Source organism: Pseudomonas sp. GW821-FHT05D12 (assembly GCF_059419825.1).
Genome location: NZ_JBWKSN010000017.1, coordinates 1 through 26,679 on the forward strand (window position 1 = coordinate 1; position 26,679 = coordinate 26,679).

The 26,679-nt window shown below is 61.5% G+C and carries 27 protein-coding genes; 8 read left to right on the forward strand and 19 right to left on the reverse strand.

Annotation, left to right across the window (positions count from 1 at the left end; all coding sequences use genetic code 11):
* Window positions 1–103 precede the first annotated feature (103 nt).
* Window positions 104–811, reverse strand: a complete 708-nt coding sequence (locus AC07SI_RS26375; protein WP_065908539.1) for a hypothetical protein — start codon at window positions 809–811, stop codon at window positions 104–106.
* Between the two features lie 252 nt (window positions 812–1,063).
* Between AC07SI_RS26375 and AC07SI_RS26380 the strand changes: the two genes are divergently transcribed.
* Window positions 1,064–3,088 carry a c-type cytochrome gene (locus AC07SI_RS26380; RefSeq protein WP_495006800.1) on the forward strand — a complete coding sequence of 675 codons (2,025 nt, stop codon included), beginning with the start codon at window positions 1,064–1,066 and terminating at the stop codon, window positions 3,086–3,088.
* Here the strand turns inward: AC07SI_RS26380 and AC07SI_RS26385 are convergent.
* Together AC07SI_RS26385 and AC07SI_RS26390 are read right to left on the reverse strand one after the other, a co-directional pair.
* A complete protein-coding gene (locus tag AC07SI_RS26385) occupies window positions 3,085–4,335 on the reverse strand; it encodes a 2-aminoadipate transaminase (protein ID WP_065908543.1) in 1,251 nt (416 codons plus the stop codon). The genes AC07SI_RS26380 and AC07SI_RS26385 overlap by 4 nt on opposite strands.
* Window positions 4,336–4,424: 89 nt before the next feature.
* Entirely contained in the window at window positions 4,425–5,318 is an 894-nt protein-coding gene (locus tag AC07SI_RS26390; RefSeq protein ID WP_065908545.1) for a LysR substrate-binding domain-containing protein, read from the reverse strand.
* Window positions 5,319–5,462: 144 nt separating this feature from the next.
* Between AC07SI_RS26390 and AC07SI_RS26395 the strand changes: the two genes are divergently transcribed.
* The gene (locus tag AC07SI_RS26395) at window positions 5,463–6,491 is read left to right on the forward strand and encodes an amino acid ABC transporter substrate-binding protein (RefSeq protein WP_120449856.1); all 1,029 of its coding nucleotides are present in this window, start codon (window positions 5,463–5,465) and stop codon (window positions 6,489–6,491) included.
* Between the two features lie 9 nt (window positions 6,492–6,500).
* On the opposite strand, the gene AC07SI_RS26400 is transcribed toward AC07SI_RS26395, so the two are convergent.
* The 6 genes from AC07SI_RS26400 to AC07SI_RS26425 all read right to left on the reverse strand — a co-directional run bounded on the left by AC07SI_RS26400 (window position 6,501) and on the right by AC07SI_RS26425 (window position 13,705).
* Entirely contained in the window at window positions 6,501–7,514 is a 1,014-nt protein-coding gene (locus AC07SI_RS26400; RefSeq protein ID WP_495006801.1) for a sensor domain-containing diguanylate cyclase, read from the reverse strand.
* A gap of 265 nt (window positions 7,515–7,779) precedes the next feature.
* A complete protein-coding gene (locus tag AC07SI_RS26405; protein WP_495006802.1) occupies window positions 7,780–9,675 on the reverse strand; it encodes an alkaline phosphatase D family protein in 1,896 nt (631 codons plus the stop codon).
* A gap of 109 nt (window positions 9,676–9,784) precedes the next feature.
* Window positions 9,785–9,988: a hypothetical protein gene (locus AC07SI_RS26410; RefSeq protein WP_495006803.1), complete on the reverse strand. Its 204-nt coding sequence runs from the start codon at window positions 9,986–9,988 to the stop codon at window positions 9,785–9,787.
* A gap of 287 nt (window positions 9,989–10,275) precedes the next feature.
* Window positions 10,276–12,519 (reverse strand): ATP-binding protein, encoded by a 2,244-nt coding sequence (locus tag AC07SI_RS26415; protein WP_262132480.1) that lies wholly within the window; start codon window positions 12,517–12,519, stop codon window positions 10,276–10,278.
* Window positions 12,516–13,130 carry a biliverdin-producing heme oxygenase gene (locus tag AC07SI_RS26420; RefSeq protein WP_495006804.1) on the reverse strand — a complete coding sequence of 205 codons (615 nt, stop codon included), beginning with the start codon at window positions 13,128–13,130 and terminating at the stop codon, window positions 12,516–12,518. The genes AC07SI_RS26415 and AC07SI_RS26420 overlap by 4 nt, the downstream gene beginning before the upstream one ends.
* Window positions 13,131–13,324: 194 nt before the next feature.
* Window positions 13,325–13,705 (reverse strand): response regulator, encoded by a 381-nt coding sequence (locus AC07SI_RS26425; protein WP_065908558.1) that lies wholly within the window; start codon window positions 13,703–13,705, stop codon window positions 13,325–13,327.
* Window positions 13,706–13,902: 197 nt separating this feature from the next.
* Here AC07SI_RS26425 and AC07SI_RS26430 point away from each other — a divergent pair, with 197 nt between their 5' ends.
* On the forward strand, window positions 13,903–14,445 hold the full coding sequence (locus AC07SI_RS26430; RefSeq protein ID WP_226939935.1) for a demethoxyubiquinone hydroxylase family protein: 543 nt from the start codon (window positions 13,903–13,905) through the stop codon (window positions 14,443–14,445).
* Between the two features lie 43 nt (window positions 14,446–14,488).
* Window positions 14,489–14,863, forward strand: coding sequence for a c-type cytochrome (locus AC07SI_RS26435; RefSeq protein WP_065908559.1), 375 nt, complete (start codon window positions 14,489–14,491; stop codon window positions 14,861–14,863).
* On the opposite strand, the gene AC07SI_RS26440 is transcribed toward AC07SI_RS26435, so the two are convergent.
* From AC07SI_RS26440 to AC07SI_RS26460, 5 genes are all read right to left on the reverse strand, one after another.
* Window positions 14,864–16,885: an LTA synthase family protein gene (locus AC07SI_RS26440; RefSeq protein WP_495006805.1), complete on the reverse strand. Its 2,022-nt coding sequence runs from the start codon at window positions 16,883–16,885 to the stop codon at window positions 14,864–14,866.
* Between the two features lie 70 nt (window positions 16,886–16,955).
* Window positions 16,956–17,567, reverse strand: coding sequence for a hypothetical protein (locus AC07SI_RS26445; protein WP_282397311.1), 612 nt, complete (start codon window positions 17,565–17,567; stop codon window positions 16,956–16,958).
* Entirely contained in the window at window positions 17,567–18,835 is a 1,269-nt protein-coding gene (locus AC07SI_RS26450) for a sialidase family protein (protein WP_495006806.1), read from the reverse strand. Before AC07SI_RS26450 ends, AC07SI_RS26445 begins: the two co-directional genes overlap by 1 nt.
* Before the next feature lie 22 nt (window positions 18,836–18,857).
* Complete coding sequence (locus AC07SI_RS26455; protein WP_065908562.1) at window positions 18,858–19,403, reverse strand: cytochrome b/b6 domain-containing protein; 546 nt, start codon at window positions 19,401–19,403, stop codon at window positions 18,858–18,860.
* Window positions 19,403–19,669: a PepSY domain-containing protein gene (locus AC07SI_RS26460; protein WP_065908564.1), complete on the reverse strand. Its 267-nt coding sequence runs from the start codon at window positions 19,667–19,669 to the stop codon at window positions 19,403–19,405. The genes AC07SI_RS26455 and AC07SI_RS26460 overlap by 1 nt, the downstream gene beginning before the upstream one ends.
* Window positions 19,670–19,816: 147 nt before the next feature.
* Between AC07SI_RS26460 and AC07SI_RS26465 the strand changes: the two genes are divergently transcribed.
* The 3 genes from AC07SI_RS26465 (at window position 19,817) to AC07SI_RS26475 (ending at window position 22,694) form a co-directional block, all read left to right on the forward strand.
* Entirely contained in the window at window positions 19,817–20,479 is a 663-nt protein-coding gene (locus AC07SI_RS26465) for a response regulator (RefSeq protein ID WP_495006807.1), read from the forward strand.
* The gene (locus tag AC07SI_RS26470) at window positions 20,476–21,828 is read left to right on the forward strand and encodes a sensor histidine kinase (protein ID WP_065908568.1); all 1,353 of its coding nucleotides are present in this window, start codon (window positions 20,476–20,478) and stop codon (window positions 21,826–21,828) included. The genes AC07SI_RS26465 and AC07SI_RS26470 overlap by 4 nt, the downstream gene beginning before the upstream one ends.
* A gap of 293 nt (window positions 21,829–22,121) precedes the next feature.
* Window positions 22,122–22,694 carry a hypothetical protein gene (locus AC07SI_RS26475; RefSeq protein ID WP_495006808.1) on the forward strand — a complete coding sequence of 191 codons (573 nt, stop codon included), beginning with the start codon at window positions 22,122–22,124 and terminating at the stop codon, window positions 22,692–22,694.
* Here AC07SI_RS26475 and AC07SI_RS26480 read toward each other — a convergent pair.
* From AC07SI_RS26480 to AC07SI_RS26500, 5 genes are all read right to left on the reverse strand, one after another.
* Window positions 22,691–22,999 (reverse strand): colicin E3-like toxin immunity protein, encoded by a 309-nt coding sequence (locus AC07SI_RS26480; RefSeq protein WP_495006809.1) that lies wholly within the window; start codon window positions 22,997–22,999, stop codon window positions 22,691–22,693. The genes AC07SI_RS26475 and AC07SI_RS26480 overlap by 4 nt on opposite strands.
* Window positions 23,000–23,098: 99 nt before the next feature.
* On the reverse strand, window positions 23,099–23,722 hold the full coding sequence (locus AC07SI_RS26485) for a DUF3916 domain-containing protein (RefSeq protein WP_495006810.1): 624 nt from the start codon (window positions 23,720–23,722) through the stop codon (window positions 23,099–23,101).
* A 24-nt stretch (window positions 23,723–23,746) separates the two neighbouring features.
* A complete protein-coding gene (locus AC07SI_RS26490; RefSeq protein ID WP_069078197.1) occupies window positions 23,747–24,004 on the reverse strand; it encodes a colicin E3-like toxin immunity protein in 258 nt (85 codons plus the stop codon).
* A gap of 7 nt (window positions 24,005–24,011) precedes the next feature.
* The gene (locus AC07SI_RS26495) at window positions 24,012–25,166 is read right to left on the reverse strand and encodes an S-type pyocin domain-containing protein (RefSeq protein WP_495006811.1); all 1,155 of its coding nucleotides are present in this window, start codon (window positions 25,164–25,166) and stop codon (window positions 24,012–24,014) included.
* A 346-nt stretch (window positions 25,167–25,512) separates the two neighbouring features.
* Window positions 25,513–25,884: a PH domain-containing protein gene (locus AC07SI_RS26500; protein ID WP_065908583.1), complete on the reverse strand. Its 372-nt coding sequence runs from the start codon at window positions 25,882–25,884 to the stop codon at window positions 25,513–25,515.
* 157 nt (window positions 25,885–26,041) lie between these two features.
* Here AC07SI_RS26500 and AC07SI_RS26505 point away from each other — a divergent pair, with 157 nt between their 5' ends.
* Window positions 26,042–26,677 (forward strand): LysE family translocator, encoded by a 636-nt coding sequence (locus AC07SI_RS26505; RefSeq protein ID WP_495006812.1) that lies wholly within the window; start codon window positions 26,042–26,044, stop codon window positions 26,675–26,677.
* The last annotated feature ends 2 nt before the right edge of the window (window positions 26,678–26,679 follow it).

The window sequence follows — 26,679 nt, forward strand, 5'->3', positions numbered from 1 at the left end:
CCCCCCCCCCCCCCCCCCCCCCCCCCCCCCCCCCCCCCCCCCCCCCCCCCCCCCCCCCCCCCCGCTCCCACATTTCTAGTCCCGCAGTGTTGCAGATAATGCGTTACTGCTGCGCGATGCTGTACCCATCGAACGCGGTCTGCTGTTGCAGCGCAGTGATCACGCTCTTGCGGCTCAACGGCTGTTCAGCCCCGGCGTTATCCACAAAGCTCTCGACCTCAAGCTCCGCCTCATCGCCTTCACCGACAAAGCTGAAGCCCAGGAACTCGAACGCCTCGCGGTCGACATTGAGCTTCGAGCGCGGGGTGCGCAGGGGCAGGGTGACGCTGATGCCGTCCTTGCTGATCACAAACACTTCGGCTTCTTTCTTGGGCCGCGATGCCTTGCTCTTGCCGGCGCTTGGGTTGCTGATCGCCTGGTGGCTCTGGTTCAGGACTTTCAGCGCCAGACCGTAGACCAGCTCCTGGAACTCGGGGTCGTCCTTGAAGCTGGACAGGATGCGGCTGATCGAGAATTTGCTGCTCAGGTCTTCCAGGGCGGCGCTGTCAGCGGCCTCGGCGTCCTTGAGTTGCTTGAGCTGGCCCATCAGGTCATAGGCCTTGTCGTCGTCGAAGGCATCGTGGGCCTGGCGGATGGCGACGCGCAGCTCGCGGATCTGGTCGCTTTCCTTGGAGGTGTGAAACGCGTCCAGCACCATCTCGCTGATGATCTTGGCCGCCGGCACATGCTGTGAAAGATTGATGGCGTTTTCGTATTCCGCTTTGGATTGCAAGGCGACTACGGATTCTTCGGTGGTGTAGGAATCGGACATTGAAATTTCACTACTTCAGTAAACGGGGGACAAAAAAGCGTCGGGCATTTTCAGCGGGGAGGGGGATCAGGTCAAGGCGGCACTCTGCCCCACGGTTGTGCTGATCCATATCAACAGGCGCCCCTAGGAAATTCGCTACAACAACACGGGGGCCGAACCCGCCCCGGGTTATCTGCCTGATGACGTATAAAAATAATTGCAGACCTGCGCCGAGGAGACCGCTCCAGGCCAGGTTTTTAAAGGAATATTGCGATGACGCTTCCCCTGTCACGTCTTGGCCTTGTGGGGGTGATGTGCTGTCTGTCCCTTCCCCTGCACGCCAACACCCCCGACCCCGCACTGATCGAACACGGCCAATACGTTGCACAACTGGGCGACTGCATCGCCTGTCATACCGCCAAAGAAGGCAAGGTCATGGCCGGCGGCCTCGAGCTGAGCACGCCGATGGGCACGATCTTTTCGAGCAATATCACCCCGGACCGCGAGACCGGTATCGGTCACTACACCTTCGAACAATTCGACCGCGTCATGCGTGAAGGCGTCACGCCTGCGGGTATGAATCTGTACCCGGCGATGCCGTATCCGTCCTACGCGAAGATGAGCGAGGCGGATATGCGCGCCTTGTACGCCTACCTGATGCAGGGGGTGGAGCCCGTGTCCCAGGCCAATCGCGACGCCGACATGGGCTTCCCCTTCAACCAGCGCTGGGGCCTGGCGCTGTGGAACTTCGCCTTTCTCGACAAGCAGCCGTTCCAGCCAGACCCGGGCCGCGACGAGGTGCTCAACCGTGGCGCCTATCTGGTCCAGGGCCTCGGCCACTGCGGTTCGTGCCACACGCCGCGCGGCATTGCCTTCCAGGAAAAAGCCCTGAGCGATGCCGGCCGCAGCGGCCAGCATTACCTCGCCGGCGAAACCGTCGAGCATTGGCGCGCCCTGAGCCTGCGCAACCTGTGGACCGTGGATGACACCGTGCAATTGCTCAAGACCGGGCAGAACCGCTTTGCCACCGTCTCCGGCAATATGGCCGATGTGATTCACCACAGCACCCAGCATTTCAGTGACGATGACCTGACTGCCATCGCCAGTTACCTCAAATCCCTGCCGCCGGGCAAAGACGACCTGCCGATGCCGTCCGTGGCCCAGGCACCCGCCGCGCCGCCTGCCGACCTGTTCACCAGCCGCGGCGGCCTGGGCTATATGCAGTTCTGCAGCGATTGCCACCGCAGTGACGGCGCCGGCGTGAAAGGCCTGTTCCCGCCCCTGGCCGGCAACCCGAGCATCGCCGCGAGCAACCCGACGTCGCTGCTGCACATCACCCTGACCGGCTGGGAAACCGCGCAAACGGCGACTCACCCACGGGTCTACACCATGCCCGGTTTCGCCCGGCTGGCGGACCCGGAAATCGCCGAGATCCTCAGTTTCGTGCGCACGCGCTGGGGCAACCAGGGCACCCCGATCGACGCCGCCCAAGTGAAAAAGCTGCGTGCCCAGCTCAACCCGGCCACCACCGATTCGTCCGCCTTCGAAACCCCGCGCCTGGCCGATCTGCTTGCCGCCCCCAACGCCGATCAAGTCATGCGCGGCATGCGCCTGCACCTGCAAACCAAGGCGCTGCTGCCTGACAACGTCGGCAACTCGCTCAATTGCACCAGTTGCCATCTCAACGCCGGCACCGTAGCCGACGGCTCGCCCTTTGTCGGTGTGTCGGCGTTTTTCCCCAGCTACGCACCGCGTGCGGGCAAGGTGGTGACCCTGGAAGAGCGCATCAACGGCTGCTTCCGGCGCTCCATGAACGGCAAGCCGTTGCCGCCGCAGTCAGCCGATATGCAGGCGATGGTCGCCTACTTTGACTGGATGAAAAACAACACGCGGCCTGAAGACAAAGTCGCCGGGCGTGGCGTGGGCAAGGTCGACCCGGCGATCAAGCCCGACCTCGCCAATGGCAAGGCGGTCTATGCCAAGCAATGCGCGGTCTGCCATGGCGACAACGGCCAGGGGCTGGCGCGGGCCGATGGCGAGCTGATCTACCCGCCGCTGTGGGGCGAGCAGTCGTTCAACATCGGCGCGGGGATGGCGCGCACCTACACCGCGGCGGCGTTCGTCAAACGCAACATGCCGATTGGCTTCCACGAGAAATTCCCGTTGGGGCAGGGCGGTTTGTCCGACCAGGACGCGGTGGACGTGGCGGCGTATTTTGCCGGGCAACCGCGTCCGGACTTCCCGGACAAGGTCAAGGATTGGCCGAACGGCGGCAAGCCGGTGGATGCGCGGTACTAGTCCAGTTGCTTGAGGCAGGCCTCGAGGATGTCCAGGCCTTCCTCCAGCACCGCTGGCTCAATGGTCAGCGGTGCGAGCAAACGGATGATGTGCCGTGACTTGCCGCTGGGCATCAGCAGCAGGCCGGCCTCGCGGGCCAGGCTCAGCAACTGGGCGAGTTGTTTCGGCGCGGGCGTGCCGTCGGCGTGGGCCAGTTCCATGCCGCGCATGGCGCCGACGCCGGTCAGGCGGCCGAGGTAGGGCGACAGGCGCTGTGCACGCCAGGTTTCATAGCGGCTGACAATCGCTGTTTGCTGCTGCGAACCCCAGGCCTGCAAATGCTCATCGGTCATCGCGTCCAGGGTGGCCAATGCCGCCGCGCAGGCAATCGGGTTGCCGGAATAGGTGCCGCCGAGACCGCCTTTGGGCAGGTTGTCCATCAGCGCCTTGCGCCCGACCACTGCCCCCAGCGGTACACCGCCAGCGATGCTTTTGCCGAGCAGGATCAAATCCGGTTCGATGCCCAGGCGCGAGAAGGCGAAGCGCTGGCCGGTACGCCCGAAGCCCGACTGGATTTCATCGGCGATCAGCAGGATGTTTTTTTCATCACAGAAACGCCGCAGCGCCTGGGCGAATTCAATGTCGAGGGCCAGGAAACCGCCTTCGCCCTGCACCGGTTCGAGGATGAAACAGGCGACGTCGTCGACGTCGATTTCCACGCTGAACAGGCGGTCCATGGCCTTCAGCGCTTCGGCACAGGTCACGCCGTTGTCGGCGCTGGGGTAGGGCAGGTGATAGACCGGGCCGGGCAGGACGCCGACCTTTTGCTTGTAGGGCGCGACCTTGCCATTGAGGTTCAAGGTGGCGAGGGTGCGGCCATGAAAGGCCCCGTCGAACGCGATCACCGCCGTGCGGCCGGTGGCCCCGCGCACGATCTTCAGGGCATTTTCCGCCGCTTCGGCGCCGCTGTTGGTGAGCATGCCGCTGACCGGATAGTCCACCGGGATGAACGCGGTCAGGCGATCCATCAGCTCGATATAGGGCGCGTGAGGCGCAGCGTTGAAGGCGTAGTGGGTCAGTTTCGTCGCCTGTTCGCGAATCGCGTCCACGACCCCCGGGTGGCAATGGCCGAGGTTGAGCACGCCGATGCCGCCGACAAAATCGATATAGCGTTTGCCCGCAGTGTCCCAGACTTCGGCGTTTTTACCGTGGCTGAGGCTGATCGGGTGGACGATGGAAATCGACTGGCTGATGGTTTCGCGGCTCATGAATCTCGGACTCGGCAATGGCGGACGTGTTTTTATCTAAGCCGTGCGCCCACCCTGGCCGCAAACGAAATAAAGTCGCCGGGTCATTATTAAAAGTCGCGATGTGCACTCACGTAGTCGACCATCCAGTTCAGGAAGGCTTTGACTTTGGGGATCTCGCCGGCGTGTTCGGCATGCGCGATAAAGTGCGCGCCGCTGCTGGGCATGGCGTAGTCCCACGGGATCGTCAGGCTGCCTTGAGCAAGTTCTTCGGCCACCAGGTAATGCGGCACCAGCGCCACGCCATAGCCTGACTGCGCCGCGCGAATGCACATGTAGAACGTGTCGAAACGCGGCCCGTGGTAACTGTTCTGCGAGTGCAGGCCCTGTTCCAGGAACCATTCGTGCCAGGCCTCCGGGCGCGAGGTGCATTGCAGCAAGGTGTGGCGCGACGACGCGTCGCTGCCCTCGGCGACAAACCCCGGCGCACAGACCGGCACCACGGCTTCACGAAACAGCTCGATGCAGGTCGCGCCCGGCCATGAGCCCTGGCCGAAGAAAAACGCGATATCGGCCTTGGCCTGCAGCACGTCGAAGGGCTCCAGCTCGTTGCGCACGTCCAGGTGGATATTCGGGTGTTTCGCTGCGAAGTCCTTGAGCTTGGGCACCAGCCAGCGATCGCCGAAGGTCGGCTGGGTGGCGATGCGCAGCACCTCGGTTTCACCACCGTAGGTGAGGATGTAGCGGCTGGAGATGTCCACCTGGGTGAGGATCTTGTGCACCTCGGCCAGGTACAACGACCCGGCCGGCGACAAGTACAGGCGCTGGCGAACCCGCTCGAACAGGTTGTGGCAGAGCATCTCTTCCAACTGCGCCACCTGCTTGCTGACCGCACTCTGGGTCAGGTGCAGCTCTTCGGCGGCGCGGGTGAAACTCAGGTGGCGGGCGGCGGCTTCGAAGCATTGCAAGGCCGTCATCGAAGGGGTCAAGCGTTTTGAAATCATGCAGTTCATTCCAAATCGGAAGGAGCCTTTGCCTAAAGGTCGTTTGTGGCAGCGCCGTAAAGCCGTGGATACTGCCCGGCAGCACTATAAACCGGCGCGGGCTGTGCAGCGCCGAATAATAAGGAATGACAGGGAGCGCCTTGCATGAACCGATTCAAAACCACGTTGGCCGCACTGGGCGCCACCGCCGTATTCGGCCTCGCCGGCACGGCGCACGCCGGGGCGACCCTGGATGCGATCCAGAAAAAAGGCTTTATCCAATGCGGCGTCAGCGACGGTTTGCCCGGTTTTGGCGTGCCCGACAGCAAGGGCAAGATGACCGGCCTCGATGTCGACGTGTGCCACGCCGTGGCGGCGGCCGTGTTCGGCGATGCGTCGAAAGTGAAGTTCACCCAATTGACCGCCAAGGAGCGCTTCACTGCGTTGCAGTCCGGCGAAATCGACCTGATCTCGCGCAACACCACCTGGACCAGCTCGCGTGATTCGGCGATGGGCCTGGTGTTCACGGGCATCACCTACTACGACGGCATCGGCTTTCTGGTGAACAACAAACTGGGAGTGACCGGTGCCAGTCAACTGGACGGCGCGACCGTGTGTATCCAGGCCGGCACCACCACGGAACTGAATGTCTCCGACTACTTCCGCACCCACGGCATGAAGTACACGCCCATCACCTTCGACACCGCCGACGAGAGCGCCAAGGGCCTGGAGGCCGGGCGTTGTGATGTGCTGACCACCGACCAGTCGGGGCTGTATGCACAGCGGATCAAAATGGCTCACCCGGATGAGTTCGTGGTGCTGCCGGAGGTGATCTCCAAGGAACCGCTGGGGCCGCTGGTGCGCAAGGGCGATGACGAGTGGTTCAGCATCGTCAAGTGGACGCTGTTCGCGATGCTCAATGCCGAGGAAATGGGCATCACCTCGCAGAACGTCGAGGAACAGGCCAAGACCAGCAAGAACCCGGATGTCGCGCGGCTGCTGGGCGCCGACGGTGAGTACGGCAAGGACCTCAAGCTGCGCAAGGACTGGGTCGTGCAGATCGTCAAGCAGGTGGGCAACTACGGCGAAGTGTTCGAGCGCAATATCGGCCAGGGCAGCGTGTTGAAGATCAAGCGCGGGCTCAATGCGCTGTGGAACAACGGCGGTATCCAGTACGCGCCGCCGGTGCGATAACGCCGGGGCTCAGTCGGCGACCCCACCTTTCCCCGCCGCCTTGGCGCGATACAACGCCTGGTCGGCACGTGCCATCAAGGCGGCGGGGGTATCACCCGATTGGCTCGCCGCCACGCCTACGCTGAGGGTGACGTGGAAGTCGTCGCTCACCGGGTTATCCCTCAACGCCTCGCAGATGCTTTCGGCGATTGCCTTGGCGGTCTCCAGCGACGTGTTGGGCAGCAGTACCATAAACTCATCGCCGCCCCATCGAGCCAGCAGGTCATCGGCGCGTATACAGCCTTTCAAACGCACGACCACCCGCACCAGCGTCTCGTCACCTGCGCTGTGGCCGTACTGATCGTTGATCGGCTTGAAGTCATCGATATCCATCGCGATCAGTGCCAGCGGCAGGCGAAAGCGTTGGGCGCGTTCGCATTCTTCCAGCAAGGTTTTTTCCATGCGATAGCGGTTGGCGACCAGCGTCAGGGTGTCGCGTTCGGCGAGGGAGCGATTTTCATCCAGCTGCAATTGCAGTTGCTGGTTGACCCGTGACAGCTCGCGCGTGCGCTCGGCCACCAGCACTTCAAGGGATTGATTGCGCTGTTCCAGTTGCTCGACGGAGCTTTTGCGTGAATGGATATCACGGTGGGCGCCCACCATCCGCGCCACCGAACCGTCAGGGTTGCGGGCAATCACGTAGCCACGGTCTTCGATCCACAGGTAGCTGCCATCTTTTTTGCGGCAGCGGTATTCGGCCTGGTAGTAGGGGGCACGACGCTGGATGTAGTCATCAAACAGCGTCATCACCTGGGGGTAGTCGTCCGGGTGGATCACGTTTTCCCAGGTGAACACGCTGTTTTCCAGGGCGTGCCGAGGGTAGCCAAGCATTTCATACCAACCCGGGTTGCGGTACACGAACCCGGTATTGGCGTTCCAATCCCAGATGCCGTCGCTGACCAACTCCAGGACGGTGTGCAGCATGTCGGCGTTGAAGTGAGAGAAATCAGTGCCCGGTGGGCTGTTGCCGGGAGTATCGTCCATTGCGCGATCCTTGCTTGGGCTGGCATCCAAGGCCTGCCGATATTGATGCCGGTACTCCGTGGCTGGCGCTACTGTACAACGGGATTTGAGTGCTTTGAATAGGGCGAATGTACGCCTTTGGCAGGATGGCAATAGGCTATCTATCTGGGGCGCCCGACGATTTCCCCGCGCCTTGACGATGCGCAGCGCTTCGCGCCAGCGTTCGAACCGCAGGCACCCCTCGTGGCCATCCGAGCTGGACGGCCTTGTTGTCGATGAAGAAAAGTTACTTGGGGGCCAGCATTCTCGTCCTGGCCTTCCCATCCGCGTTGTGTTGGTAAATCTCTTCAGGTTGGCCCTGTTCGTTGAAAAACACCTGGCCGATCCCCGCCGAGTTCCATAGCCGCTCGCCCGCTTCGGCATGTTCCGGAATATGCGGAACCACCTGCATGGTGCGGCGGCGGGTGAACCAGTTGAGGGGCGAGCGGGGCGAGTAGAGCCAGCGGTTGAGCCGGTCGAACCATTCCAGCAGGCGCGGCGGGAATTCGTTCTTGATGCCGCTGCTGGTGATCTGCCAGATTTTCGGGCCGGCATTGCGATGACGGATCAGTACTTCGTAGACGAACGAATAGTGCACATCGCCCGACAGGATCACGTAGTTCCCCGGTGTCCGTGAGTGACGGAAGATATTCAGGATCACCTGGGCAGCGCCACGATGGGCCATCCAGTTTTCCGCGTCTACCAGCAAGGGGTGGCCGCACCAGCTGAACACTTTTTGCACGGTCTCGATCAGCTTGACGCCAAAGATCGGCGCGGGCGAGACGATGATGGCCGAGGGGTGATCAAGCAGTTCCTGCTGCAGTTCGCTCAAGGCTTCCCAATCCAGCAGGCCGGAAGGTTGCTTGAGGGTGAACTCACTGCGCCAGCGGCGGGTGCGGGTGTCCAGCACCACCAGCGCAGGCGTGGTGGGCAGTACGTAGTGCCATTGCTGGAATTTCAGCAGGGCCTCGAGCAACGCATCCTGCGCGCTGGCGTCCAGGTGGTTGGCCTGGGGCTGGGTGGTCAGCGTCTGGACCTGGCTGACCAGCGGACCAAAGACATCCGGCTGGTTGCCCCAGCCCTGGCACAGCAAATAGGCCAGCAGGGCATTGCCGATGATGCGTTTGGAGAAGGGGTGGCCGTAGGCGGTTTCTTCCCATTGGGCGCTGAGGTTCCAGTCGTCGGTGATGTCGTGATCGTCAAAGATCATCAGCGTGGACAGGTGGGCGAATACCCGCGCGACGCCCGGCAGGCCCTGGCGAAAGCGCTCGATCTGTACCCGCTCGCGGGCGTAGCGCTGCTGTTCTTCGGCGCTCAAGCGGGGAGGCTCCAGCGTGAGCAGGTTCCAGGGCGCGGGCGACCAGACCAGCAGGTACATCGCCATGACTTCGGCGAAGGTGACCAAGTGGTTATCGGCGGTGCTGCTGGTGAATATCGGCTTTTTCACCCCGCCGAAAAATCGCTCGCGCAGGGTTTCATTGCTGTCCAGCGCCGGGAGCAGGTCGGCACGGTGGTAGTAGCTGGCGCGATGCCCGTAGAGGCTGGCGCTGTCGTCTATCACCGCTCCTTCCAGGTATTCATCGAACAGGCCCAGGCGCGCGATCAACCCATGGATCGCCCGCAGCATGGGCCCGGCGACATCGTCCGCGTACACCTGGTCGCCGCTCATCATCAGCAGGGCCGGGCGCTGCTCGGGCAGGTGGGCTTCGGCCAGCAGACGGTCGACGCACAGCAGGCCTTCGTCCGCGTGATGGTGTGGTTTGCGGCACGAGCCATGGACCAACTGATGAATACGGCTGTGCAGCACAAAACTGGGGTATTGGGCGTCGGCATACAACAGGTGTGGCGCCCACTCGGCGATGCCGAGGCTGTCGATCAACAGGTCATAGCCAATGACCTCATCCTGGGGCAGGGCGTCATCCAGCGGCACGTCGATCAAGTGGATGACGGCGTCACGCCCCACCGCAACGGTTTGGCATTGGCCCTGATCCAGCACGATGCTACGGGTCTGCCCGGCGATGTGCAGCGTCAGGGTCAGTACCAGCTCCCGGGTGCCCATCAGCCACAGCACCAACCGCTGGGGTTCCAGGCGGCGTAGCAGGGGGCCGGCGAGTACGGCGGGCAATGTGTCGGGTGGCAGCATGCAGGAAAGGGCTCCAGGCGGGGTCGGCCGAAAACTCTAGCGCATTGAATGTCAGTGTTTTGTTAAGGCGAGGGTATGAAGGGCCGTGCACAGCCCTTCACATGCCCGGTTAGAGCAAGCGACCGCCGCCCAGGCTGTCCAGCGTGCCGGTGCTCCTGCGCCTGTCGTTCGCGGCCGGGCCATCGGATGCAATGGAGGAGGCGTGTTGGTGGGACTGCTCGATGCTGCGCTTGTTGCGAGAGCGCGTGGCTTCATCCTGCTGGGCCACAGGTGCAAGAGGCATGTTCAACGAGTGATTGAGGGTACTTATCATGGAGGTGGTCCTCTGTCAGTGGTAAGCCTCACCGCTTAGTGAAGCTGAGCCAAACCTACAGAGGGGGGCGGCAACCGCGCTATAAACGCCTCGCGGCAACATGTGACGGGCTGCGGCTGGAAATCATCGACGCGGCCTTCGGCGCAGCCGCCCGCTTCGGGCGAAGTCGCGGCCTCCCTGGCGTGCAGCCCAAACGCCGCGCAGTTGTGTGCGACGCCGTTACGTAACGCGCGGTAGTAATCCGCGCGGTACGCTGACCCTGGCAGAGCGCCAAGGCGGGAGGCGTGTCAGGTATGCGACTCTTCCATCACCTTTGGCACGGTGAAGCGGAACTCACTGCCACGCCCCAATTCACTCTCTGCGACGATCTTGCCGCCATGGGCCTGCACGATACCTTGGGTGATGTACAGCCCCAGGCCGCTGCCGGTGGGGTTGTTTTCCGCCTGGGTCCAGTAGCGATCGAACACGTGGGGCAGTTGTTCCGGCGCAATGCCTTCGCCCGAGTCACGCACCGAAAACACGATTTCCTCGCCATTGCTCATGGCGCTGATACCGATATTGCCCTGGCGCGGGGTGAACTTGATGGCATTGCCAATCAGGTTCGACAGGACCTGGAACAGCCGCTCCGGGTCGGCATTGATCTGCAGGCCGGGCTCGGTGTTGAACGAAAGGTCGATGCCTTTCTCCATCGCCAGCGGGGCAAGCAGGGAGTAGGCCTCTTCGAACATCTGGCTGACATCCAGCGCCACCGGCTTGACCACGTAGCGCCCGGCCTCGATTTTCGAGGTGTCGAGCAAGTCTTCCAGCAGCACATTCATGCGCCCGGCGGCCTGTTGCATGGTGTCGATGGCCGAGGAAATGCGCCGTGAAGTGTGTGGGCCATCGGAGCTGAAGGCCTTTTGCATCATGCCGCATAGCATCGAGATTACGGTCATCGGGTTACGCAGGTCGTGGGAAACCACCGCCACCAGTTCATCGCGGGCGCGCACGGCTTGTTGCTCGCGCAGTACCTGGCGGGCCAGGTCGTTTTCCAGGGCCGAGCGGCGCAGGTCGTTGGCGGCGAAGCGGTCGCCATGGCTCCACTTGGTGGAGATCCCGGCCATTTCGACTTTCCAGATTTCAAATGAAGTACGTGGGCGAAGGCGCAGGCCGGCGTCGGAATTTTCCAGGTCGAGGGGCTTTTTCGGGTCACCGCTCCAGTTGATGTTTTCCTTCACTTCCGGGCGGAACCACATCACGCCATTGTCCACCGGCTTGGGCAGGCTCATGGCCAACACGCCGCTGGCGACCTGCTGGAACTCGGCAGCCGGCGGGTACACCGACACCAGGTTATGGCTGGAAAATACCGGCTCGCCGCTGTCCTGCAGCCACTTGTGCAAGGCACGGATCTGCGCCGGTTCCGGGCAGTTGCCGTAGCGGTGCAATTGTTTGTCTTCGATGATCGCCACGCCGCCGGCGAGGGTCAGGTCCATCAGCAACTGGCCGCGTTGGGCGAGGCCGTCGAACACGTTGTCTTGCGAAGCTTTCATCGCCTGGTCCAGCAGCGCCAGGGCCTCGACTTTCTCTTCTCGCTGACGGCTCAGGTCCAGGGCTTCCATGGCGCTGATCTGCAACGACAAGACTTGGCCGATGGTCTGGCAGGCAGTGCGCAGGTCGTTGGGCACCAGCAGTGGCTCGCGGTTGCCGCAGCTGATCAGGCCCCACAGCTTGTCACCCTTCATCAGCGAGATGCTCATGGACGACAACACGCCCATGTTCTGCATGTACTGGCAGTGAATCGGCGACACGCTGCGCAGGGTGGCGAAGCTCAAGTCCAGCGGTTGGCCGGTGTCCGGGCGCAGCTTGGGCAACAACGGCACCGGCTCGTAGGCCGCGTTCGGGATGATGCGCAGCCAGTTGGTGCGGTACAGCTCGCGGGCTTGCTCGGGAATGTCGGACGCGGGGAAGAACAGCCCGTTGAACAGCTCCATGGACGGTGCCGACGCTTCGGCAATCACCTGGCCGTGGCCTTCGTCTTCGAAGCGATAGATCAGCACGCGGTCGTAACCGGTCATGGCCTGGATTTCGGTCACGCTGATTTCGTACAGCGCCTGCAGGGTTTTCGCCGACTGCAAACGTTGCAGCATTTTGCCCAGGTCACTGGTGCGACCATTCAGCGCGCGTGGGCGGAAGTCTTTGAGCCGCGGTTCGAACTCCAGCACCAGCACGTCCTGATGGCGGTGCAGCAGGCCTTCGAACTCGGCGCCGTTGAGGCTGACATGCAGCGGCGGTGCGTCGACAAAGCTGTTTTGCGTAGCCACGGTTTGCACGGCCTGGGCGTGTTCGGCCCCGATCAGCGTGTGCAGCGGCTGGCCCAGCAGTGCCTCGGGTGCGTGGCCGAACAGAGCGGCGACGTTGGCGCTGACCTGGATGATGCGCAGGTCCGGCTCCGACAAGGTCAGCAGCACGCCATGGGGCTGGATCGCGCCCGGAAAGCGGATCGGCTCGTCGGCACAGTTGGCAAGCAGCTCTTCAAAATCTTCGGGTTTCATAGCAGTACCTCCTGGCTGTCGAGCCATTGCTCAAAGCAGCTGAACGTCGAACGGGCCGCATCCACCGCGTGCTGTCTGGCCTTGGCGTCCAGCGGCATGTGGCCCAGGTAATCGAGGAAATCCTTCCAGCGTCGACCGGTGTCGGCACCGTACACATTGAGAAACGCACCGCCGTTGTCGGCATTCACGTCCAGGCGCTGGGCCATTTCACGGCGCAATACCTGGCCGCCCAAGGTCGCGCCTTCCAGCACATAGAGGGCACCGAGGCAGGCGGCGGGCGTGTCGAGGCGGGGCAGATGGGCGCAGCGGGGCAGGGCATCGATAGCGGCTTCACTCACGCCGAGGGCGTGAAGATCGCTCACCAGGGTCGGCGTTTTCACACGCAATGCCTGGTCGTAGCCCACGGGAATCAAATCTCGGTCGTACAGCGACGCTTCGATCGGCGCATAAAAACCGTAATACGCCCGGACCAGGCGCTGATACCAGCTGGCATCCAGGCGCTCGGAGAAAAACGGCAGGCGTTTTTCCAGCGCCACGTGCAACAGGCCGGTGCCTTCACGCAACGCTTCCAGCAATGAGGGCGCACTAACGTCATGGGCCGGTGAATGCATTCAATGAGCTCGAAGTGTGGGCCTCTCGGCCATGAATGACGCTTGGAAATGGGCGACGATTCTACACAACTCATGGCGATCAACTGAACGCACAAGGCGAAAAGGCTGACCAGCGGATCAGAAAAGTCGCTCCCTGCTCTTCAATGACCACACGGACCCATGTGAAGTTCGGTCCGGGTGATATCGCCATGCTATCAATGCAAGGACGAGCCCTGCTGGGTCAAGGCGGTTTGCACACACTCCAGCAGATGCTCAGTGCTCCACGGCTTGGGCAGGAACCGCACGGAACCGCCCAACTGTTCGGCCAGTTTGGTATTGCCAGACGTCAGGAGCACCGGCACGCTCGGCCACCGGTGCGCGACAACCCGGCTCAGGTCGTAGCCATTGAGGAGCCCTGGCATTTGCACATCGCTGACGATCAGGTCCACCGGATCATCGCCCCGTTCCAGGTAAATCATCCCCTCATCCGCCGAAGGAAACGACGTTACTACCGCCCCGAAATCCTCCAGCACATCCACCATTAACGAACGAATGATCTCGTCGTCTTCCAGCACTAAAATCGATGGCTGAGCCATGATCCTTACTCCACCATCAGGGTCCAGTAAGGTGGAGTGGGGCAGGCGCGGATAGGTTCGATTGGATGTTTATAAGGCGATGGGTGGTCACTTGGAGGGTCTGGCTTGCGCATTTGAGTGGGTGTGCTGCACGATACCGGCGCTCTGCCATCCTGACCGGTCCGGTTCTCACCGGCGCACACACAAGGCCGTCAACCGTGAACGCTCCCGCTGCCTCCTTGATCGACCCGGACCTGGGCAACCGCATGATCAAAGTCGACCACGCCGGCGAGCATGGCGCGATCTGTATCTACAGCGGCCAATTGTTCATGGCCCGCGTGTTCGCGCCCGGCATGGTGGCCGAGTTGCAAGCGTTTCTTTCTCACGAGCGTCGCCACCGCGCGGTGTTCCAGGCCGAGTTGCAGCGGCGCGGCTATCGTCGCTGCCGCAGTTACTGGCTGTGTGGGCTGGGCGGGCTGGCGTTGGGGTTGATCACCGGCGTCTGCGGGCGCAAGGCTATTGTCGCCACGACGGTCGCCGTTGAAAGTGTCGTGCTCAAGCACCTGGCGCACCAACTGCACACGCTGCGTGACATTGATCCGCTGGCCGTGGCCGCCATTGCCTCGATTGTTGACGAAGAACAGCACCACCACGACCACTCGGCCGCGCAGATTGATGCGCAGGACCCATGGTTCCGTGCGCTGGCGCCGGTGGTCACGGCATGGACTGAAGCGGTGATCTGGATGGGCATGCGTTCCTGACAAACAGGCATAATTGCCGTTATCACCCGCTGTGGAGTCCACCATGAAGTATGCCTTGTTCATCCTCGCCCTGATCCTCAACAGCGGCTCGGCCCTTGCCGCAGGCGATGCCGAGGCGGGTGGCAAGCTCTTCAGCAAGACCTGCGGCGGCTGCCACAGCATAGGCGAAGGTGCGCGCGGTGGCTTCGGGCCGGAACTCAACGGCATCATCGGCCGACCCGCCGGCACCACCACCGATTACCAATACTCCGACGCGATGAAGAACTCCGGCGTGGTCTGGACCCGCGACAAGCTCGCCGCCTACATCGAGGCACCGAAGAAGGTGGTGAGTGGCACGCGGATGATCTTCTGGGGCATCAGCGACCCGGAAAAAATCGAAAACATCCTCGCCTACCTGGAAACCTTCCAGGATAAATAGTCACTCCCGCACATTCCGGAACAGCATCAACCGCGCGCTCTCATGCAGCCCCTGCGTGAGCGTCCGCAGGCGTTGAAACTCCTGGGGATGCTGCGCGGCGACGTCCTCGCGCGGTGTGGGTGAGGCCAGGTCATGCAGGGTCGGTGAGCTGCCGTCATGTTGCATCTGCAGTAAAAAGTCCTTGGTCACGCCGCCGATGATCGGGAACGTGCCCTCCTGCAAGACCAGCGGCACCACGCGCTCGCCCTCCGGCGCCGGTTGCTGGATGTCCCGGCCCATGGCGCCGTTGCGAAAGGGTATGCCCGCCATGCCGGCCACCGTCGGCAGCAGGTCCGCCAGGCCCACCGCCTCTTCTATGACGCGCGGTTGCAGACCGGGGGCGTGGATCAGCAGCGGCACGTTGTTGCTTTCCAGGCCCAGTTGTTCGAAGGCCGGGGCCATGTGTGGGATCTGGCTGATGCGCGTGTTGTGGTCGCCGAAGAACACGAAAATGCTGTTGTCGTACCAACCACCGGCCTTGGCGATTTCCATCAAGCGGCCGATGTTGTAGTCCAGCAGGCGCACTGCATTGTATTGCTCGACGCTGCGCGAACCGGCGGCCTGCACCTGTTCCAGGGTCACGTCCTTGATCTGGAAACCGTCGTTGAGGCGGGGAATGGTGAACGGCCGATGGTTGCCGGAGGTTTGCACATAGGCAAAGAACGGCTGGTCCTTGGGCACGCTGCGCAACAGCTGGTCGCCTTCCTTGAACAGGTCCAGGTCGGAGATGCCCCACACGTCCACCCGCGGCGAACGCCAGTGGCTTTCGTCATAGAGTTGCACGCCGTCGATGCTCTGGCGGATCAGCGCGTTGATATTCGCCCACCCGGCATTGCCGCCGATCAGGTAGAACTTCTGGTAGCCCTGGAACGCGTTGATCACAGTGTGTTGGCGCGTGATCAGCGGGTTGCGGGTGGCCGTTTCCTGGCGGGTCACATCCGGCACGCCGGTGATGCTCGCCCACACGGTCTTGGCGGTGCCGGTGACGGGCACATAGAAGTGCTTGAAGAACCAGCTTTGCGTGGCCAACTGGTCCAGGTTCGGCGTCGGGTTGAGCGGGTTGCCGTAGGCTCCCACGGCGCTGGTGCCGAGGGATTCGAGCATCACGAAGATCACGTTCGGTGCACGCTCGCCGGCCAGTCGATACGGCTGCACGGGTTGCTCGCGGATGAAGTTCAGTTGCTGCGCATCCGGCTGGTCAACACCAAGGTACGCGGCGACTTGCGGGTAATGTTCGCGCACCTGGGCTTCATCGAACTGTGACTGGCCGACCTTGAGCGTGTCATACAAAAACAGCACCGGGTTCAGGCCCACGGCGGCCACCTGGCTGTTGCCGGAAAAGAATGCATCGCTCCAGCGCAACGGCACCGGGTTCTCCAGGTTGAGGTTGGCGACGCGGCCGAGCAGGGCCAGCAGCACGGCGACCAGGCCGATCATCGAGACCGAGGCCAGCGCCCATTTGCGCGTGGGCGTGGGCTGGCGATCCAGGGTCAGCCGCTCCAGGCAGATCAACGCCCACACCCACAGTGCTACCGCCGCCAGCCAGCAGGCGGTTATCCACAGCACCGGGTAGGTTTCCCACACCATCTGTTGTGAAATCTGCGCGTCTTGCAGGTAACGCAACACCGTCGCGTTGATGCGCACGCCCAGGTAGGCGTAGTGGCCGAAGTCGATGATGTACACCAGGCCGACCCCAGCCAGCGCGATCACCAGGTAACCCCGCGCGAGCCAGCGCAGGGCCGGCAGGGTGGTGAGGTTCCAGCGCGGCAGCCAGGCCAGCACCGCCAGCGGCAGCAGCAACAGCACCGCCAGGCGCAGGTCGAACCGCAGGCCGATGCCAACGGTTTCCAGCAACGCCGGGGTGTCCAGGGCAAGGCCGGAAAACGCCAGCACGAATATCAGCCGCAAGGCGGCCAGCAACGCAAATACCAACCCAATCGCGCCCACGCCGTAGCGCAGGCGGCGTGATTGCAACGCACCCATTAGTTTCCCTCTTCTCAACAACACCACAGATCAAATGTGGGGGGGGGGGCTTGCTCGCGAACGCGGTGGTTCAGTGCCAGAGATGCTGCCTGACACTGCGCATTCGCGAGCACGCCCGCTCCCACAGGTTGAGTTGCATTAATCCAGCCACGACGCAGTAGACCGCCAAGAGCGGATCCACCAGATAGTCCCAGTAGTTTTCCGAAGCCTTGAGCCGCAGCGCGAACGCCAGGGTGCCCACCGCCAGCATCCACACCGCCAGCGCATTGCGCAGCCACAGCATCAACAGCGCGGCCGCGCCCACCAGCACAATCATCGGCCGTGGATTGAAGCCCCAGCGGTAGGGATCGAAATACGTCAAGCCCAGCGTGGCCGGGTATAGCACCAGGCTCAGCAAGCCAAACAGCAGCAACATTTGCACGTGGTGCTGCCGGTTCAGCGGCTGTACCACGCCCACGCGACTCAAGCCCACCCACGCCAACAACACCAGGGTGCTGATCGCCAGGTCATCGGTAAAACTGCGCACGTACGCCGCCAATGGCAGCTCGTTGATAGGGATAAAACTCACCGCCACCAGCACCGGCAGCAGCCACGGACGCCAGGGTGCGGTGAAGCGCAGCGCGCACAGCAACACAAAGCCCAGCAGTACAAAACTCAAATGCGCCTGCCACATCGAAACCATCAGAGACGCTCCGCCAGCCAGGCTTCGTTGAAGCTGACATGTTTGATAAAGGTGTTATTCCACGAGTACACCAGGTGGTACATGCCGTCCGGGCTGCGGCTGAGGTACGGGTATTCGTATTCGAAATCGCAGCCTTGGGGTTTGCACACGCGGTAGTCGAGGTTGCTGAGAAAGCGCTGCTCCAGCGGCAGGCGCCGGGCGCCGCTGGAGGCGCGGAAGCCTTCGCCGATGATCGCCTTATAGGCTTCGGGGGAGAACGGTTGGCCGAGCGGGTCTGGCGACTCATCCAGTTGCACCACGGTGCGCCATTGGCTGAGCTGGGCGTCGGTACCGTAGAGGCTGAGTTTGAAACGGCCATCCTCCAGGTCGTTCAGGGCCACCAGCAACCCATCGTCCACCGTGCCCACCGCAGCCAGCGACGAGTTTGGATTGGCCGGCTCCAGCGGGTACGGCTCGCTCCAGGTCTGGCCGGCGTCTTCGGTGCGGCTGGCCAGGACCCGGTGATGGGTGTCGCCGGCGTAGCGCAACATCGCCACGGCGCGCTTGCCGTCCAGCGGCACGATGGTCGGTTGCAGCGAGTGCTTGCCGCGACTGATGCGAAATTTGTCGATCACTGCGCCATCGGCACTCAAGTACAGGTACTCGGCAAACTTGCCCATGAACTCGTGGTACACCGGCAGACCGATCGAGCCGTCGGCATGGAACACCGGGGCGGCGCGCACCAGGGTGCTGATATTGAAGAACGGTGAGGTCACCAACTGCCTTGGCGCCGACCAACTGGCGCCGAAGTCCTCCGAGACCATCAGATTGATCGCACTGGCGGCCCAGCCACCGACTGACACCGATACGTAAAACATCCACAGGCGTTTATCCGGCCCGAGGGCGATGACCGGGTTGCCCAGCTTGCGGATATAGCGCTGGGTGCCGTCGCGAGTGCTTTCCCGCGTGGCCAGCACCTGCTCGGCCCCCCACTCGCCGCTGCGCGCATCAAAGCGCGCGGTGCGCACCTGCACATCGGCCGCGCCTTCGCGGGAGCCGGCAAACCACACCGCCATCAAATCGCCGCCGGGCAGGGCGGTGACGGACGAGGAATGCACAAAGTCAGTGAGTTGGGTGGACACGAAGCGGCTGGTGTATTGCGCCGGCGCCGCCACTTTCGCGGGGTTCGGGCTGGTCTCGGCAAACGGTGCGAGTACATGGGGCGGATGGCTTTGCCAAGCCGCGAAGAATACGGCCAGCAGGCTGCAAATCAATAAGGCGGAGCGCATAGGGAACCTGTCGGCAAAAGGATTACTGCGCACGCTCATCCGGCAGGCGCTTCCTGCGACCGGTGAGCATCGATAACGGCAGGTTGTCCCGCACCTGGATACTTTCAAACAGCGCGGCCAGCACATGCACGCAGACCAGGCCAAGAAGCACATTGGCGGCCGTCTCGTGGATTTGCTGGGGCCAATCGGCGCCCCATAGCGCATCGACTTCCTGCATCAGGAAGCCGCTGACGCCCAGGGTCAGCAAGGCCAGCAACATCAACAGCATCACCAGTGCACCAATGGGCGAATGACCCAGCCGGTGCAGCGGGCGGCGGTTGAGCAGCGAGCGCGCGTGGGCACCCAGTCGTTTCGGCGTAGGCCAAAAGTCCGCCCAACGCGCACTGCGCGGTCCGACAAATCCCCACACCAGCCGTACCAGCAGCCAGGCCATGGCGTAGTAGCCCAGCCAGACATGCCAGTCATCGCCCGCTTCATTGAAGAAGTAATTGGCGACGAAGACCCCGGCGATCGACACATGAAACAGCCTCACCAACGGGTCCCACAGGCGCAGGGATTCGCCTGGCATCAGCCTTTGATCTCAGTCTTCACGGCTTTGCCGGTGACCGGGTCGTGGTAGATCTCGACTTTGCGCTTGTCTTTGTCGAAGCCGTAGATCTCGTAGCAGTTGCCGTCGGTGACCTTGAACTTGCTGATTGTGTAGCCTTCGGCCTTGAGCTTGTCCTGGAAGGCTTTCTCGTCTTGCCATTGCGAGCGCTCGGCGGTGGTGCACTGCGGGCCGGCGATGGCCAGGGGGCTGGCGATAATCAGGGACAGCAGGAGAATTTTGCGCATGGAAAAGCTCTCAGCAGAAGTGGGAGGTTTCACAGTGCAAAACCAACCTTAGCGCAACCTTAGTTGGCAACGAGCCGTAACATCTTTGCCGAAATGCCCCGTGTCATAACCCGGCATGATGCCGCCGATTCCTACAGAGATTCTGCTATGCGCCTGCTCCTTGTCGAAGATGATCGTGCCCTCGGCCAGGGGATTCGGGTGGCGTTGGGCGCCGAGGGCTATACCCTCGATTGGCTGCAGGATGGCGTCGCGGCCCTGCATGCGCTGCGCACGGAGAACTTCGATTTGCTGCTGCTCGACCTCGGCCTGCCGCGCCTCGACGGCCTCGACCTGTTGCAGCAACTGCGCGCCGAGCAGCACGACGTGCCGGTGATGATCCTCACCGCCCGCGACGGCACCGCCGAGCGCATCGCCGGGCTGGACGCCGGCGCCGACGACTACCTGGTCAAACCCTTCGACGTAGAAGAACTCAAGGCCCGCGTGCGTGCCCTGTTGCGCCGCAGCCAGGGGCGTGCGCAACCGATGCTGGAGCATGCTGGCATCCACCTCGACCCGGCCACCCAGCAAGTGCGCTACCTGGACGAAGACATCATCGTCACACCGATGGAATACCAACTGCTGCACCAACTGATGGTGCGCCCCGGCAAGGTGGTGACGCGCGAGCGGCTGTCCCGCGCGCTGTATGGCTGGCAGGACCGCGTCGAGAGCAACACCCTGGAAGTGCTGATTCACAACCTGCGTAAAAAACTCTCCACCGAACTGATCCGCACTGTGCGCGGTGTCGGCTATGTCCTAGTGCTTAAACCATGAGCTCGGTTCGCGCGCGCATCCTCATTCCCGTCTTGCTACTGATATTGGCGGGTGACGCCCTGATCAGTTGGCTGGTATTGCGCGACAGCCACCACGAAATCGAAGAGGTCTATGACGCCCAGCTCGCCCAGAGTGCGCGCCTGCTGCAAGGTGTCTTGCGCCAGCGCGATCCCGGCGAAGCGGACTGGGACCGGTTGTACGAGGCGTTTGACCAGGCCATGAGCCGCGTCGGCGTGGAGGGCGTCGCCCATCCTTATGAAACCCGGTTGACCTTCCAGGTATGGCGCACTGACGGCCAGTTGCTGGTGCGCTCCGCCGAAGCGCCGATCCTTGCAGCGCCGCCGACCACATTCGGTTCCCACGACATCCTCGACAACGGCAACGACTGGTGCGCTTTCCTGCTCGCCGATCCGCAACAGGGCTTGCTGATCTGGGTGGGCGAGCGCGACGACATTCGCCAGGACCTGATCCAGCGCATCGTGCGCCACACGCTGTGGCCCACATTGATCGGCGTGCCGCTGCTGACGTTGTTGATCTGGCTGGTGATCGGCTGGGGCCTGAAACCGCTGCGTGCGATGGTCTTGTCGATTCGTGGACGCAATACCGACACCTTGCAACCGCTGCACCTCAAGCCGCTGCCGACTGACCTTGAGCCCATGCAAACCGCACTCAACCGACTGCTGGTCCAAGTGGACGACCTGCTCGAGCGCGAGCGCCGCTTCATCGCCGATGCCGCCCATGAACTGCGTACACCCTTGGCGATCCTGCGTATCCACGCCCAGAACGCGCAAAGTGCCGCGACCCCGGAGCAACAGCGCGAGGCCCTGGATTTCCTGGTCAACGGCGTCGACCGCGCCACCCGTATTGGCAGCCAGCTGCTGACCATGGCGCGCATCGAACCGCAACTGAACAACCCCAAGCGCATCCCCGTGCAACTCACCGAACTGGTGCGCGAAGAACTCGCCGAACTGACCCCGCTGGCCATGGAGCGCGGCGTGGAACTGGTGCTCGAAGGCAATGAAGAGTGCTGGGTCGAAACCGAGCCGGTGGCACTGGCCATCGCCCTGCAAAACCTGGTGACCAACGCGCTGAACTTTTCCCCTGCGGGCAGCGAAGTAAAAGTGGTGATTGGCGCCGATTGCCTGAGCGTGGAGGATGAGGGGCCAGGGATCGACGAGACGGAGTTGGCGCGCCTGTTCGAACGCTTTTACAGCCGCGGCAATGCCAACGGCGCGGGGCTGGGATTGGCGATTGTCGAGATGATCGTCGGCAAGATCGGCTGCCGCCTGGCATTGCATAACCTGGAGCAAGGCGGGTTATGTGCGCGGCTGGTGTTCAGCGTGCGCTGATGCACCGCTTTCGCAGCCTCGCTGAGGCTCGACAACTCCCACAGGTGAGCTTCATCGCGTCGTATATTGCGATCACACAGGGGATTGAAATAAGGGTGACACCGCCAATCCCCTGTGGGAGTTGTCGAGCTTTAGCGAGGCTGCGAAAGGATCACCTCGGTATGCCTGCCAGACCTGCGCATTTGCATCGCCGCCTTCCCGAAGTGTGACCGCTCGCCGTTTCAGTGCGGAACAATCCGTTTAAACTCGGGTCCAGTCATCACTCACTCTCACCTTGATAAGGACATCCTCCCGTGAAGCGAATCGCGCTGCTCTCCCTCGCCCTGGCCTTGGGCGCCTGCCAATCCAACCAACGCGACTCATCGCCCAGCCTGCTCAAGGACGGTGTCCAACTGCGCCAGAAAACCGTGGCCGTGGATGCGGATCATGCCAAGGTCATCATGAAGGCCAGCGGTGGCACCAACCCTGTCGAATTCGCCGTGCGCCGCGAAGGCGACCCCGACCAGCGCCTGGAAACCCTCGGCACCGTCATGGACACCGGCGAAGGCAAAGTCTTCAACTGGATCGCCAAGCTCAACCAGACCGTCGCCAGCGCCGGGTTCAAGCGTTTTCCGCAGCTGGAACTCCAAGCGGATCCAGGCAAGAAACTCACCGTCTCCAGTTCAGCGAGAAGCCAGGGCAACGGCGCTTACTACAGCTGCGGCCCGGTGATGAGCACGTTCAGCCCGGAAAAGGCCAAGGTGTATCTGGTTGAGTTCCAGTTCAGGCTCAATAGTGCGGCGTGTGCCCAGCAGGTGTTTGATATTACGGATCCGGCGAATCGGGTGTTGATTGGAGGGGAAGGGAGTGAGGCGAAAGAGGGCTAAGCGAAGTTGATTAAACGGTGGGTTTTGCCCACCGTTTGCGTGGTAAAGGGTGGCCAGGTGCCTTGATACCGGAAGGAAATTTGGTAGTCGAGGCGGTCGGGTTCGATCATGTGCTGGAAGTACGGCTGAATAATCGTTATCCAGTTAGGTTGAACGTTGAATACGTCGGCGTATATCGCGGTTTCTTCGCCTAAACCCAAGGTTTCAAAAACACTGTCTGGATCTGCGATATCCTCTGAATACTCATCCGCCTTCAAATCATTGCTGTGTTTTTCGTACCATCGCAGTCTGATTTTCATCAGCATTTTGGAAGTCTCTCCCTATCGGTAATTGCGGCACTTGTGGTGAAGACGCAACCGGGATATCTGGTGTGTATGGGGGACTGGTAGTGAGATGAAGGCGAGTTAAGTGGACGGACCAAATAAATGTGGGTGCTGTGCTTGGAAGGACCTGAAGGTTTGATACTTCCAACGCTCTGTGCCAGGGGCTTCATCGGTCGTGGTGACTTCGCCGAAGTACCAATGCTCTGACTCGAAGACGGTTCCTTCTTCGTCCTCGTGGATGAAGTGAAAGCCAACTTCGTGGAGGCCTGGCGGAACGACCAACCCCCATTCGCGGGCAAGGCTTCGGCCGATGATGCGGGTTTGGCGAAAGTACTCGTAGTCAAAGGGCTGGGTGTGGCCGAGATGGCGGGCTTTTTCGGTGTAGACACAGACTCGGCTTGAGAACATGTCCGGGACCATGATGCAGGCGACAATCCAGCACTCAGGGTCACCGTCTGATCGTGCTTCAACCAGGTGACCTGCAACCTTGATCATCTGTTGAGCGCAATGCGCCAGAATTTCCGGTGTGGTTTGATTGCCTTCAACAAGGTTTTCAATAACTGGGATTTTTAGGTTGATGTAGTCGGGTCGCAGCGGTAACTCTTCGTAAAAACAGCCTTCGAAACTGTCTGCCCAGCGGGTCAGAGCTCTGAGGTGCCTGGGGATGTTGCGGAGTTTTTTGTTTGTGAGTGACAGTCTGCGCATTCAGCTGAATTCTCGAAGTCTGTGTTATTCGTTTGCATCTTCGTAATCAAACGCGATGAAGTAGTCGCTTTCTGAAAGAGCAATTTCATGAGAAAAACGTGCCTGTATCAGTGGTAGCCACTCCCTGCGCAACTCAAACATCCCGTTATTGACATCTTCGGCTGTCGACAATCCAAGCTCGGAAATCGCGGAATAGTCGTCTCCCATATCCGCCGAGTCCTCCGCGCCACGTAACTGCTCTGTGGTTCTGTCGAACCACTCCAATCTCACTTTTAGTCCCATGTAGCCCTCACAGGTATTGTCTGATATTTCGTTTTTTCTTCGGTTCTTTTAGCTGCTCGCCGGTTACGTGGCTGAACGCCCCTAGATGGCTTCCATCACTTGCCAGATAAACTTCCAACTCCCCATGTTGAGAGTCCCACTCATAGATTCTCCGGCCTTTTTCCTCAATCCAACGCTCTCTTAACCCGGCGCCTCCCTGTCTGGGAGTCATGGGTTTTGCTTTGATCAGGCCTGCAAAGCCAGTTATTTGTTCGGTATTAGGCGCCTTGTGGTACTTGTGATCCCCAGCCTTGACACTGACAACCACATACAGCGGCCGAACCCCCGACTCCACCGGGAACACCAGAATAAAATCCCGATACTCCGGCGGATAAATCGGGTTCACCAGAATCTGTGCGGCCTTCTGCGTCGGCGGATAAATCCAGATTACCGGCGCTTGCGGCGCAGCCTCCAAGGCTGGAATACCCAGCGTGTCACTTGGATCAACGGCGGGCGTCCAGATCAGCTCCACGCCCTCGTCCAAGTCCGCCACAAAGTGATCGCCACGGGTTTGAAACTGCACTACATCAATCATCTGCCAATCGGCATGGTTACCCGTGTAAAACCCATACCCCTTGAGCGTACCGTCCTCGCGTTGCTCAATATGCAACCGCATCTGCGACCGCGCCCGCTGCATCGAACGCAACTGCTCCTCGCTGTAGAGCGCGCTATCACCCAGCTTCGACGGCCAGGCCAGCGCCACCAACCCCGTCAACAAGCCTCCGGCGACGGACCCGACGGCAGTGGCCGCCGACTCCAAAACCGCCGAACGCAACGCTAACTGCCCGAGGCCAACGGGCAATGTGCTGCCGCTGATCTTGCGCAAGGCAACTGCGCCGCGGCTGTCCACCTCACGCCCACCCAGCAGGCTTAAATGGCCATACTCCTTGACCAACTCCAACGGGACATACCCCGCAGGGTTGAAGTAATGGGTGACGCCGTCAGGCAGTTGGCAGGGCTTGATGAAAACGCAGCCGCAAGGTTTGGCCAGCGTGGGTACCGGGGCAGGGGATGGCTCGAAAAAATCAACCGTCGGCGAATACGGCATTCGCAATGGCTGCGGAATCAGGATGCGCTGTTTGAGTTGCTCTGCTTCGGTAGGGGGATAAAAGCGTTCTGACATGAGCGGCTCACTTCCTTGTGCGAGGAAGTGAGCCTACGGAGGCGAATCAGCGCCTGATATGCGCTTTGTTCGATGAGTTGCGTGGGAAAGTTCAGCGGCTTACCAGCGGCCTTCAGCACTGATACTTGAGCCCACCATCAGATGGCATGGGTCACCGCTGAAGCAGGTGTTTTACCGCCCATACCCGCTGTAATACTGGCGGTCGAACATGTTATTCAGTGACCGATGCACTCAGGTGCTTGTCGATGTCATCGCGCGCCAGCAGGCCCACCACTGCGTAGCTGCCTTCCTTGGCGTGAGCAATGAAGAAGACCTTGGGACGCCAAGGTCTTTTTTTGTCCGCGGATCAGCCCAGCAGATGCTTGGAAATCAATCGCGAGATTTCCACGATCGACGTCTTCCCCGTGAACTCAAACCTCACTTTCCCCAGCGACGAAAAGTAAATCTCCAACTCCGAATCCAGGTCAAACGTCCCGGATGTCTCCACCGAATACGCGACGATGTTTTTATACGGCAGCGACGTGAAGTCCTTCTTGCTGCCGGTAATCCCCTGCACGTTGACCGCGATGATGCGCTTGGTGGTGAACACCACGCCGTCGCGCATGGCCTTGTAGGCGTCGATCACTTCTTCACCGTCGAGCAGCAGGGCCGAGACGCGTTCGGCGTATTCGTTGTTTTGCTTGAGCTTGAAGAAACCTTTGTTGTTGAAGTCGATCATGGGCCGGTCCTTAGATGAGTAGTGCCGTGGGTGTATGACGTTTTGCTCGCGGATCTGTATCTAACGCGCGCATTTTGAACGCCCTACCATGGCGTCCAACCCTGCAACGTTGGCCAAATGTTTCACGTCGACAGAACAATACCCCAGGAGCCGAAGAATGCCTGAACTGTCCAGCTGGCTGGCCTATGCGCTGATTTCACTCGGCATGGTGCTGACGCCCGGCCCGAACATGATTTACCTGATTTCTCGGTCGATCTGCCAGGGACGAACGGCGGGGTTTATCTCGCTGGGCGGCGTGGCGCTGGGGTTTGTGGTGTACATGCTGTGCGCGGCATTGGGGATAACGGCCTTGGTGATGGCAGTGCCTTTTGCCTACGACACCCTGCGCTTCGGCGGTGCGCTTTACCTGGTTTACCTGGCCTGGCAGGCGATCAAACCGGGTGGTCGTTCGCCGTTCCAAGTGCAGAGCCTGCCCCAGGACAGCCCGCGCAAGCTGTTCACCATGGGCCTGGTGACCAACCTGCTGAACCCCAAGGTAGCGGTGATGTATCTCTCGCTGCTGCCGCAGTTCATCGACCCGAACGGCCATGGCAGTGTGCTGGCGCAATCCCTGGTGCTGGGCTTTACGCAGATCTTCATCAGCGTGAGTGTCAACGCGGCGATTGCCACCATGGCGGGCTCCATCGCGGTGTTTTTCGTCACCCGGCCGGGTTGGCAGGTGGGGCAGCGCTGGCTGATGGGCTCGGTGCTGATGGGGCTGGCGGTGCGGATGGCGGTTGAAGGGCGGCGCTAGGT

Bases quoted from the DNA above. Each gene is read 5' to 3' on its own strand.
- AC07SI_RS26405 (WP_495006802.1), bottom strand. From the start codon at position 9,675: ATGCTGCCACCCGACACATTGCCCGCCGTACTCGCCGGCCCCCTGCTA.
- AC07SI_RS26420 (WP_495006804.1), bottom strand. From the start codon at position 13,130: ATGCATTCACCGGCCCATGACGTTAGTGCGCCCTCATTGCTGGAAGCG.
- AC07SI_RS26440 (WP_495006805.1), bottom strand. From the start codon at position 16,885: ATGGGTGCGTTGCAATCACGCCGCCTGCGCTACGGCGTGGGCGCGATT.
- AC07SI_RS26395 (WP_120449856.1), top strand. From the start codon at position 5,463: ATGAACCGATTCAAAACCACGTTGGCCGCACTGGGCGCCACCGCCGTA.
- AC07SI_RS26445 (WP_282397311.1), bottom strand. From the start codon at position 17,567: ATGGTTTCGATGTGGCAGGCGCATTTGAGTTTTGTACTGCTGGGCTTT.
- AC07SI_RS26390 (WP_065908545.1), bottom strand. From the start codon at position 5,318: ATGATTTCAAAACGCTTGACCCCTTCGATGACGGCCTTGCAATGCTTC.
- AC07SI_RS26410 (WP_495006803.1), bottom strand. From the start codon at position 9,988: ATGATAAGTACCCTCAATCACTCGTTGAACATGCCTCTTGCACCTGTG.
- AC07SI_RS26385 (WP_065908543.1), bottom strand. From the start codon at position 4,335: ATGAGCCGCGAAACCATCAGCCAGTCGATTTCCATCGTCCACCCGATC.
- AC07SI_RS26375 (WP_065908539.1), bottom strand. From the start codon at position 811: ATGTCCGATTCCTACACCACCGAAGAATCCGTAGTCGCCTTGCAATCC.
- AC07SI_RS26470 (WP_065908568.1), top strand. From the start codon at position 20,476: ATGAGCTCGGTTCGCGCGCGCATCCTCATTCCCGTCTTGCTACTGATA.
- AC07SI_RS26415 (WP_262132480.1), bottom strand. From the start codon at position 12,519: ATGAAACCCGAAGATTTTGAAGAGCTGCTTGCCAACTGTGCCGACGAG.
- AC07SI_RS26505 (WP_495006812.1), top strand. From the start codon at position 26,042: ATGCCTGAACTGTCCAGCTGGCTGGCCTATGCGCTGATTTCACTCGGC.
- AC07SI_RS26480 (WP_495006809.1), bottom strand. From the start codon at position 22,999: ATGCTGATGAAAATCAGACTGCGATGGTACGAAAAACACAGCAATGAT.
- AC07SI_RS26500 (WP_065908583.1), bottom strand. From the start codon at position 25,884: ATGATCGACTTCAACAACAAAGGTTTCTTCAAGCTCAAGCAAAACAAC.
- AC07SI_RS26380 (WP_495006800.1), top strand. From the start codon at position 1,064: ATGACGCTTCCCCTGTCACGTCTTGGCCTTGTGGGGGTGATGTGCTGT.
- AC07SI_RS26450 (WP_495006806.1), bottom strand. From the start codon at position 18,835: ATGCGCTCCGCCTTATTGATTTGCAGCCTGCTGGCCGTATTCTTCGCG.
- AC07SI_RS26495 (WP_495006811.1), bottom strand. From the start codon at position 25,166: ATGTCAGAACGCTTTTATCCCCCTACCGAAGCAGAGCAACTCAAACAG.
- AC07SI_RS26435 (WP_065908559.1), top strand. From the start codon at position 14,489: ATGAAGTATGCCTTGTTCATCCTCGCCCTGATCCTCAACAGCGGCTCG.
- AC07SI_RS26425 (WP_065908558.1), bottom strand. From the start codon at position 13,705: ATGGCTCAGCCATCGATTTTAGTGCTGGAAGACGACGAGATCATTCGT.
- AC07SI_RS26400 (WP_495006801.1), bottom strand. From the start codon at position 7,514: ATGGACGATACTCCCGGCAACAGCCCACCGGGCACTGATTTCTCTCAC.
- AC07SI_RS26485 (WP_495006810.1), bottom strand. From the start codon at position 23,722: ATGCGCAGACTGTCACTCACAAACAAAAAACTCCGCAACATCCCCAGG.
- AC07SI_RS26490 (WP_069078197.1), bottom strand. From the start codon at position 24,004: ATGGGACTAAAAGTGAGATTGGAGTGGTTCGACAGAACCACAGAGCAG.
- AC07SI_RS26455 (WP_065908562.1), bottom strand. From the start codon at position 19,403: ATGCCAGGCGAATCCCTGCGCCTGTGGGACCCGTTGGTGAGGCTGTTT.
- AC07SI_RS26465 (WP_495006807.1), top strand. From the start codon at position 19,817: ATGCGCCTGCTCCTTGTCGAAGATGATCGTGCCCTCGGCCAGGGGATT.
- AC07SI_RS26460 (WP_065908564.1), bottom strand. From the start codon at position 19,669: ATGCGCAAAATTCTCCTGCTGTCCCTGATTATCGCCAGCCCCCTGGCC.